This is a genomic window from Microcystis sp. LE19-195.1E (assembly GCF_027532095.1).
In the GTDB taxonomy this organism is placed as follows: Bacteria; Cyanobacteriota; Cyanobacteriia; order Cyanobacteriales; family Microcystaceae; genus Microcystis; species Microcystis aeruginosa.
In genome coordinates, this window is sequence record NZ_JAPZSZ010000029.1 from 1 (window position 1) to 9,806 (window position 9,806).

A 9,806-nucleotide genomic window follows, 5' to 3' on the forward strand; every position below is an offset into this window, starting at 1 on the left:
CCACGGTACGGTTCTGACTAAACGCTTCTTGTACTTGTTGCGCGCGACTTTTTACCCGGACAAGCTTTTCTGAACGGAACCCCCTAAGCCGAGTTTTCAAGGTGCTGTCCGCCCACTTGGTTTTCGAGACGGTCTTTTTAAGACTAACGTAAAGCCAACCTAGAACGGCGGGGTTTCCCACCCAAAATTTTCGATGATCATTTTTTTGTAGGAGAACTTTAGTGGCAATTACTACCTCAGCTTCCCGTTTAGGGACAACCGCTTTTAGCGAGGTTGCTCCCGTGGAATTACGTCCCGATTGGTCTCGTGACGACGCACAGGCGGTTATTCGCGCTGTCTATCGTCAGGTGCTAGGCAATGACTATATCATGCGTTCCGAGCGCCTTACCAGTGCCGAATCCTTACTCTGCAATGGTTCGATCACCGTGCGGGAATTCGTCCGCGCCGTGGCCAAATCGGAACTGTATAAGAACAAATTCTTCTACGGTAACTTCCAAACCCGCGTCATCGAACTTAATATCAAACATCTTTTAGGTCGCGCTCCCTACGATGAGTCGGAAGTGGTCTATCACCTCGATCTCTACGAAAACAAAGGATTCGAGGCCGATATCGACTCCTACATCGATTCCGCCGAATATACCGAAAACTTCGGTGATAGCATCGTTCCCTACTATCGCGGTTTTGCCAGCCAACCCGGTCAAAAAACCGTGGGATTTACCCGGATGTTCCAACTCTATCGCGGTTATGCCAACAGCGATCGCTCTCAGATTGCCGGCAAAACCTCCCGTTTAGCGGTGGAATTAGCCCAAAACGGCGCTTCGGCAGTGGTCGGTCCCTCCGGTGGCAGCGATGGTTGGGCCTATCGTCCCTCCGGTCAACGCAACACCCCCAGTAAAGCTCTTGGTGGTAGTGTGGCCTATGGTAATGTGGGTAAGCTCTATCGCGTGGAAATTGCCGCCATCAGCAAACCGGGTTATCCCAGTGTCCGTCGCAGTAGCAAAGCGGTTATCGTCCCCTTTGAACAGTTAAATAACACCCTGCAACAGATCAACCGTCTCGGTGGCAAAGTTGCCAGCATCACCCCCGCTAGTTTGAACTAATTTTCTAGCTTAAGATAGCTAAAAGTCTCCCGGGCAGCCGTCAGGTTCACCGGGAGACTTTTTTCTAGGGAACTGGCAGAAATTGACCCTCAGCAGATCGAGCAAACCTGTAGAATGAAAATAGTTCTATCGTTTTAATGCCTGTGACTGTCACTTCGATCGCTTTTGACTCTATCGATACTGCCTTAGCGGAAATCAAAGCCGGACGGGCTATTGTAGTAGTTGATGATGAGAATCGCGAAAATGAAGGAGATCTAATCTGTGCGGCCCAATTTGCCACCCCCGATATGATTAACTTCATGGCAGTGCAAGCTCGCGGTTTAATCTGTCTGGCAATGACGGGAGAGCGTCTTGATGCTCTCGAATTACCCTTGATGGTGACAAAAAACACCGATAGCAATCAAACCGCTTTTACCGTTAGCATCGATGCCGCTCCCCATTTAGGGGTTAAAACTGGCATTTCGGCAGAAGATCGGGCGAAAACCGTGCAAGTTGCCATTAATCCAGTCACTCGTCCCGACGATCTCACCCGTCCCGGTCATGTCTTCCCGATTCGTGCTAAAGCCGGTGGAGTCTTAAAACGCGCTGGTCATACGGAGGCAGCCGTGGATCTAGCTCGATTAGCCGGGTTGTATCCGGCGGGAGTTATCTGTGAGATCCAAAATCCCGATGGTTCCATGGCCCGTTTACCGCAACTATTTGAATACGCTCGTCAACATAATCTCAAGTTAATCAGCATTGCCGATCTGATCGGTTATCGCTTAAAACACGATCGCTTTGTCCATCGGGAAACGGTCTGTGATTTTCCCAGTCAATTCGGCACTTTTCAGCTTTATGCCTACCGAAATTTATTAGATCAAACCGAACACATCGCTATTGTGAAAGGGGATCCCGCTCTCTTTGGCGATCAACCTGTAATGGTACGAATGCACTCAGAATGTCTGACCGGGGATGCTTTGGGATCCTTGCGTTGCGATTGTCGGCAACAGTTACAAGCTGCCCTAAAAATGATCGAAAACAACGGTTTGGGGGTGGTGGTTTACCTGCGACAGGAAGGACGGGGAATTGGCTTAATTAATAAGCTAAAAGCCTATTCTTTACAGGATATGGGACTAGATACGGTGGAAGCCAACGAAAGGTTAGGATTTCCCGCCGATTTGCGCGATTACGGCATGGGGGCGCAAATGCTCAACGATTTGGGGGTGAGAAATATTCGTTTAATTACCAATAATCCCCGTAAAATTGCCGGATTAAAAGGCTATGGTTTGGAAATAGTCGAGCGAGTACCTTTGCTGATCGAGGCTAATGATTATAATTCCAATTATCTGGCCACAAAAGCGGAAAAGTTAGGACATCTATTCCTACAAACCTATCTAGTCACCATCGCTCTCAGTTGGGGGGAAAATCCGCCGTCAATTTCCCAGAGATATCATCAATTGGAGAAATTACGGCAGTTAAGTCGCGCTAATCAATTATCTCTCCAAGAAGAAACCCGACCGGTAGCCAATGCCCTTTTTGATCGCGCCCCTTTGATCGTACATTTAGGTTTAGATATTCGTCAGGGTGTTAGCAGTAATTGGTATAAAAATCCTTCCCATCCTTATCTTCTGGTTATTGACAAGATATTAAATGACATTACAGATTGGTCGGAAATTGAACGCTTAGAATTTTTAATTTCCGACGGAGACGATTCGATGACGGGATTACAAATGAAACTCGATCGTCAAAAAATGTCCGATGAAGATTTCTCACAATTACCACAATTAGCTACCCAAATTATCTACAGTTTTACTCGTGAGTCAGCCAAAAATTAGTTTTTGATGACTGGAAAAGATTGTAACAGTTATAATTAAACAAAGCTAGTATAACGGGGAAAACCCATGACAACTCTCGACATTTTACCGGAAGTTACCTGTCCCCCCACCGATTTATGGAGTGATGAACCACCTTTGGAAAGTGATTTACATCTGCAACAGATCATAATTCTTCTCAGTTGTCTAGAATTATTATGGCAAGAGAAAAACGATTACTACGCTTCCGGTAATCTGACTATCTACTATAACGAAGAACAACTGAAAAAGCGCGATTTCTGTGGTCCTGATTTTTTTGTGGTTTTAGATACAGAAAAACGTCCCCGCAAAAGTTGGGTAGTCTGGGGAGAAGGGGGTAAATATCCCAATGTAATCGTGGAGATTCTTTCCGATTCTACGGCCAATATTGACCGCACTAAAAAGAAAATTCTCTATCAAAATACCTTTCGCACTCCTAATTATTTTTGGTTTGATCCTAATACCTTAGAATTGCAAGGATTTAGACTAATTGCGGGACAATATCAGGCTATTGCTGCTAATGAAAACGGCTATTTATGGAGTGAACAATTAGAACTATATTTAGGCATATTTGACCGTAAACTGCGTTATTTTACCACCGATGGTCAATTGGTTCCCACTCCCCAAGAAGCTGAATTAGAGCAAAGACAAGCAAAGGAACAGATTTTTTTAGAAAAGGAACAGGAACGACAAGCGAAGGAACAGGCTATCTTTGAAAAAGAACAAGCTATCTTGGAAAGGGAAAAATTAGCCCAAAAATTACGAGAATTGGGCATTGATCCCGAAACTATCTAATTGATAAATATCTCTAGGATAGGTAATTCCTATCCTAGAAATGTTGGTAATTTAACCTTATTTTTCCTGTCTTTCTAAGGCTAATTGTACTAACTTATCGACCAATTTATCAAACTCTAAACCGGTGGCTTTCCAGAGTTGGGGATACATACTAAAATTAGTAAACCCTGGCAGAGTATTAATTTCATTGAGGAACACTTCCCCAGTCTTTTCCACATAGAAAAAATCCACCCGCGACAATCCCGCAGCATCCACAGCTTTAAATGCTTCTACAGCCATTTCTCGCACTTGATTAGCAATTTTATCAGGAATATTAGCGGGAATCACCATACTCGATCGCCCGTCAGTATATTTAGTTTCGTAGTCATAAAAATCACTATCAAAAGTAATTTCTCCCACCAAAGAAGCTTGGGGATTATCATTACCTAAAACCGCACATTCGATCTCCCTTGCGGTTACTCCTGCTTCAACAATAATCCGTCGATCATAACTAGCAGCACTATCTAAAGCAGCCTCTAATTCTTGCCGGTTGCGTGCTTTACTAATACCCACCGAAGAACCTAAATTAGCCGGTTTAATAAAACAAGGATAACCTATTTCCTCGGCGATTTGATCGCACAATTGCGGAAAAACACAGGCATTTGACCACACTTGCGAGCGGGTTATAGCCTTATACTTAACTTGGGGTAATCCAGCGGCTGCAAAAGCAGTTTTCATGGCAATTTTATCCATGCCTAGGCATGAACCCAGTACCCCACTACCCACAAAAGCAACCCGCATGAGAGTGAGTAATCCTTGTAAAGTGCCGTCTTCTCCATTCGGTCCGTGGAGAATTGGAAACCAAACCTCCATTTCCCTCACTTCCGGGGGAAATTGCCAGATATTGACTTTTATATTACTCTCAATAGCTAGGGGTTGCCCAGAGGTTAAAATTTGTCTAGCAGTTGCTGCCGAATGCCAACAGCCATTTTTATCGATATAGAAGGGGATAACTGCGTATTTGTCAAGATTTTCGGGATAATTAAAAGCTTGCAGGATCGATCGAGCCGAATTGATAGATACCTCGTGTTCTCCCGATCGACCACCAAACAACAATCCTACCTTGATCTTATCCATGTTATCCTCTCTAGACCCAGCTAGATCCTAAATTAGAGTTCAACTATCATATATACTATGGGCGGAGTTGACAATAGTTGCCAATGATTTAGATGCAGCTGTTCCTCGTCAGATCGAGGTTTTGGCAAAACCTCAAGATAAATTAATTATCGATCGGGATGAAATTTGGTCGTTCTTTCCCTAAAAAAATGGATAATCACTTTGGATCTATTCACCCCCCGAAATTGAATGATTATTTAGCTAATTTTTCCAGTTTTTTCTTATACCAATTCTCCAAAGTCTGACTACAGAAGTTTAATCCCCCTAAATCCCCCTTAAAAAGGGGGATTTAAAGGGGGACTTAAATTCGATATGTAGTTTTCATTTAGAGAAATGATATAAACCTCTCAGCATCTCGCCTATGCCATGAACTTTGCCAACCTCCTGACTGTAGCATTGCCAGTCTGACTGCGTTGGCACTCGCCCTCCCCAACCTCAGAGCCAGATCGCCCAATAAGAAGCGATCGCTTTCCTACCTGTGGTTAAGAGTCCTTACAATGGCACTGCACGCCGCATTAAGTGAAAATAGCCCGATTCGTTGACAAACAACACAATATGCTTATCAGCAAAGAGGAATATCCTATCGTCGATAAATAATCTACCTTGAAGGAATTTCTAACCATAATTCAACAGTTCCCTGACTAGGCTTTTTCCCGCTATAAGATACAAAAGGTTTTGCTTCAATATTAGGAACTTGACTAATAGAATATCCGAGATTCCGCAAAGCACGGGTCGCATCTTGGGCGAGACTTTCTGCTGCCACCCTATCTTGAGTGTAGAAGTATCGAACTTGGTGCTTACCAGCAGCTCCACCCTCCCTCTCTTCTCCAGGAACAATATAGTCTGCTTTTTTGAGGGCCTCCGATAGAGCCTTTGCCTGCTCACGTTTCCCCCCTGCGAACTGGAAGAACACCGTTGTCCTTTCACGTTTTTTTGCTAAACTTTGCTCTGCTTTCTGGGTTGCTGAAATCACGGACTGAATAGCAGCTTTCCTTTGCTGGGCAGCCTGTGCTGATTCGCCCCCCGGTTTTTGTACACTAACTGTGACGATAGTATTCAGTTTATCTACCTGTATAGCTAACTCTGTCAGTTGGCGTTGAAGAGACTTTACGCTTGAGGCGATCGGCTCCAAATCTCTCTCAGTTGGACCTTGTACTGATCTTAAGTTTGTATTCAGTTCTTGTACTCCTACACTCAGTTCTTGTACTCCTACACTCAGTTCTTCCATCAGTTTAATGTTATTGTCCAGGTTCTCAGCTTGCGGCTGGAAGGCATCTAATTGTTTTTTTACCTTTTCCACAATCCCGTTTGCTTGTTTTGCTAAAACTTCCGTCTCTGCAAGCTGCTTATTGATTTGGATTCGTGTTGGTTTAATCTCTTTCTCTAAATTATCTTTGATATTTTCTTTGATACCAGACTCAAGATTTTGGAAAACATTCCAGCCGACCAAACCGAGTACACTAATCGCTGTTGCCCCCATAGCTGCATAAAATTTCAACAACTCTGAACGAACTCGCTCCGTCACCCGATCAGCAAGCCGTCGTTCTAAAAGTTCAAGCCGATCCTCATCTAGCTCTTCCATTTTACTTTCTAATATCCACGCAGTTTTTCTATCTATAATATAGCATTGGTAAATAGTTTTTTTAGACCTTTAAAAAAAATCTTATAGCGTTTCCTAAGCTAGTGAGGTACGCCTATTTTTCTTCCCTTTTGCCGTTCGGACTTCGGCGTGAGACTTCGGACGTTCGGCGAGCTAAGTCGAACGCTGGGCTAACGGCCGAAGCCTTTTGCCCCTTGCCTTTTGCCTAAAAACCATAACTTTTGTACCTCAGCCGACTGAAAAACGCTATAATCTGCTCTAAAATGAGCGAGTTAAGAGGATTAGTGGTCATAATTTCCCTAAGAAGCTGCAAAAAACCTAGCCTTTCCTATCAAGATGAAGTGTAGGCTAATTTGGTATTGTTGACCGACGACTGACTCCCGAAAACTTCCGATCCTAAATTAATACCACTGCTGTGGCCACTTTGTCAAGTGGTTAATCATAAAAAAAATTGCTGGCATATTACAGATTTAAGTCAATAAATGGGCAGCCGTTTAGCTAGGCAGTCATTCTAAAGATAAGATTCCCGAGAGCGATGGTAAAGTTGAGACTAGAATTGAGGAGACAGTCGGGAAATTTTTACCTAATCAAGAAAAGATGGCTCTCTGAGTCTTTGGGTGAAAAATGTTCACCACGTCACATTATGCACGGAAGCTTTCATAGGTGGCAACTTAAGCAAGAAGCTTAATTATCAAGAGTAGCTGATCATCCAAGGGGAAGGACGTAAAAAATGGTAAAATAAGGCGGATAAATCTAAAAATAATCTTCATTCCTACCCCTACTATTTTTTTAGGTTTCAGAGGGGAAGTAACCAAACAGTTTTTTATAATCAGAGGCTAGATATCCTCGGTGAAAAAAACCTAATTCTTCAGCAATTTCATAAATTAATTTTGTCTGATTATTCTGGCTAAGAGATTGATGTAAAGCATTAAGACGAAGCAATTTAAAATAATTGTAAGGAGACATTTGATAGAAGTCTTTAAATATATATTCTAAGGTGCGTTGACTTACTTTTAAGTATTGACAAATCGCTGGAATAGTAAGATCAGAACGCAGATTTTTTCTCATCATTTCTTCTGCTTTTTTGAGGATAGAGGTGCGTCTGATAGTGTTTTTAGGAGTTGTAATATCTTTGGTTACTGCTAAAGTCAAAAGAAAATCTTTGACTATTTCTTCTTTTAATTTCTGCCTGACAAAATTTAATCTTAATGCTTTTCTTTGCCAAGATATTTGTTGACAATCTAAATTAAATAGCATTCGATAAAGTTGATGACAAGATTGTTGGAGATGACGAATTTTTTCCGATGGGCAAATCACAATAGAAGAAGCGGAAGAATTTAAAAACTTTTTCGCTTCTGGTAGCTCTAAAGTTTGGCACAATTGTTGCAGATAATTATCATGAACGTAAAGCTGAAAACGATTGGAAAAAGGATGTTGAAAAACGGAAATTTCTGATTTAGGGGGGATAATCCCCAGATAGTTATTTTCTAATGGATACAAATTTTGGAAGAAGACAGAATTCACCTGAACAGGAATCGCAAAAACCCACATTTTAGAATGGATTACTCCCGCAACATTCGTTAAACAATTACGTTGCGATAATTCTAACATCACTTCATCGATGATGATCCTTGAAAGATACCCTTCAAAATGATCACCACTGAGTTGTAAAGCATCTACGTTGAGAAATTCTCGATTCTGAAAATAGCGAGAAAAGTCACAAACATATTCACTTTTAAAGGTTAATTCCTGAGAATTAATTAAAATATTGGTTTTATTGTCAAAAATAAACATCTATATATAGCTATTTGGTTATTGAGTAAAGTTAAAATTTTTTTGCCCATCAATTTAAAAACTTGCGTTTTTTGGATCATCTTAGCATAGAAGACTGAGTAGTATGAGTTAAAGCAGAGTTGGTTTGTTAATTTTGTCCATCAGTGTAATTCCAGCTAAATCTCTCACTTTTTTCCGTTATCAATTACTAAGGAGATTTCGATGGCTAAACAATATATGCCACTTGAAGATTGCTCTGGGTCTGCGGTATTGGGTGGAGAAATTCCTCAATTACGTCCCCCAGCATTTTCTGATGACCGACAATATACCACATTTAGCTATACCTATCATCCAGGGGGATCAGAAATTTCCGAAGCTGTTGCCCCTAATATTAGCACTCGTTTCTATGCCATCGAAGCAACTATTGATTTCTCCAAAGCTAAAGGGGACTTACAAGGTGTTCTGATGGCGCACGGCGGATGTTTTGGTGGACATAGTTTCTACATCTATCAGGGAAAACTATGTTATGTCTATAACTGGTTAGGACAACAACAGAAGATCACTTGTGATCTTCCTCGTCTTAGTAGCGAGGTGACACTCAAAGTTGCATTTGCCAAACCAAAGATAATCGCCCCTTCCGATGAAAAGTTGGGTGACAGCACAATAGATAAGATGAAACTGTATATTAATAACATCGAACAAAATGTCGATATTATAAGAACTTTATCAAATCATACTCCTAACTTCCTAACTCAATATAAACACGAGATTCCTTACGAGTTCCAAGGTGCGAAGCTGCAAAGAATTATCGTTACCATTACCAATGATGTTAGGGCGATAAATGATGTTCAATTATGAGAAAAAAGTTGACCACAATAAGTTAGATAAGTAGGCTGGTCTTATTAGACCTATTGTAAAAATCAAAAATTTTTGTTAGGGTTAGGAGTCAGCGGATAGAGTCGGCTTTTCTCTTAATCAAGAGATTGTTCAGTTATTTAGCCGAGCGAGCCAAACTTTTCGGCCTAGTTAAAGCTGAAAGGAAACGACACAGGGAAAGGGATGCTCTCTCTCAACAAATTTGGGGGGCTATTCCCTTAAGTTGACACCAATGGCAAGCTTTGCGCCCCTACATTGCAGCTGCCGTGACTGGTAAGGCCCTATAGCCTACGCCCTTTCTTCGATAAGATTTGCTCATTACCAAGACCCCAAGAGAGCCGAAAATACTCCCTAGGTTGCATTAGATAATCCCTTGGCGCAGTGGCAATTGTATTGCCTGTCCTGCCGCTCAAGTGACTATGTTGACACTCCCGTCGCGCTTATGCGAGGGATTCTTGGTTCACTGACTCAAGTTGTCTTAGCAGGTATTTCTACCAACCAAAATAGAGCTTAAATCTCCCCAAGCGTTTAGGTCTAACGACCAGCTTCCGATATGCCCTATCGTAGCTTTTTTGAGTATATTTAATGCCGCCATTTTGTCCCTATCTTCCACATATCCGCAGGAACAAACATGAGTTCTAACTGATAGAGACTTTTGGATTAACCGACCACAATTAA

8 protein-coding genes are annotated in these 9,806 nt (G+C 42.0%); 4 read left to right on the plus strand and 4 right to left on the minus strand.

The window, feature by feature from the left end:
- The first annotated feature begins 221 nt into the window (after positions 1-221).
- The 3 genes from O9300_RS02215 (at position 222) to O9300_RS02225 (ending at position 3,724) form a co-directional block, all read left to right on the plus strand.
- Positions 222-1,100 (plus strand): phycobilisome linker polypeptide, encoded by an 879-nt coding sequence (locus O9300_RS02215; protein ID WP_190722403.1) that lies wholly within the window; start codon positions 222-224, stop codon positions 1,098-1,100.
- 137 nt (positions 1,101-1,237) lie between these two features.
- A complete protein-coding gene (gene ribBA, locus O9300_RS02220; protein ID WP_287969788.1) occupies positions 1,238-2,914 on the plus strand; it encodes a bifunctional 3,4-dihydroxy-2-butanone-4-phosphate synthase/GTP cyclohydrolase II in 1,677 nt (558 codons plus the stop codon).
- A gap of 66 nt (positions 2,915-2,980) precedes the next feature.
- On the plus strand, positions 2,981-3,724 hold the full coding sequence (locus O9300_RS02225; RefSeq protein WP_287969789.1) for a Uma2 family endonuclease: 744 nt from the start codon (positions 2,981-2,983) through the stop codon (positions 3,722-3,724).
- A gap of 57 nt (positions 3,725-3,781) precedes the next feature.
- Here the strand turns inward: O9300_RS02225 and O9300_RS02230 are convergent, their stop codons facing one another.
- From O9300_RS02230 to O9300_RS02240, 3 genes are all read right to left on the minus strand, one after another.
- Positions 3,782-4,840, minus strand: coding sequence for a D-alanine--D-alanine ligase family protein (locus tag O9300_RS02230; protein WP_287969791.1), 1,059 nt, complete (start codon positions 4,838-4,840; stop codon positions 3,782-3,784).
- Between the two features lie 637 nt (positions 4,841-5,477).
- A complete protein-coding gene (locus O9300_RS02235; RefSeq protein ID WP_287969792.1) occupies positions 5,478-6,461 on the minus strand; it encodes a hypothetical protein in 984 nt (327 codons plus the stop codon).
- A gap of 807 nt (positions 6,462-7,268) precedes the next feature.
- Positions 7,269-8,273, minus strand: coding sequence for a helix-turn-helix domain-containing protein (locus O9300_RS02240; RefSeq protein ID WP_287969793.1), 1,005 nt, complete (start codon positions 8,271-8,273; stop codon positions 7,269-7,271).
- Positions 8,274-8,474: 201 nt separating this feature from the next.
- On the opposite strand from O9300_RS02240, the gene O9300_RS02245 reads away from it, so the two are divergent.
- Entirely contained in the window at positions 8,475-9,110 is a 636-nt protein-coding gene (locus tag O9300_RS02245) for a hypothetical protein (RefSeq protein WP_287969795.1), read from the plus strand.
- A 496-nt stretch (positions 9,111-9,606) separates the two neighbouring features.
- Here the strand turns inward: O9300_RS02245 and O9300_RS02250 are convergent.
- Positions 9,607-9,806, minus strand: a 200-nt coding sequence (locus O9300_RS02250; protein ID WP_272081033.1) for a zinc ribbon domain-containing protein, incomplete at its 5' end; no start/stop codon positions are given.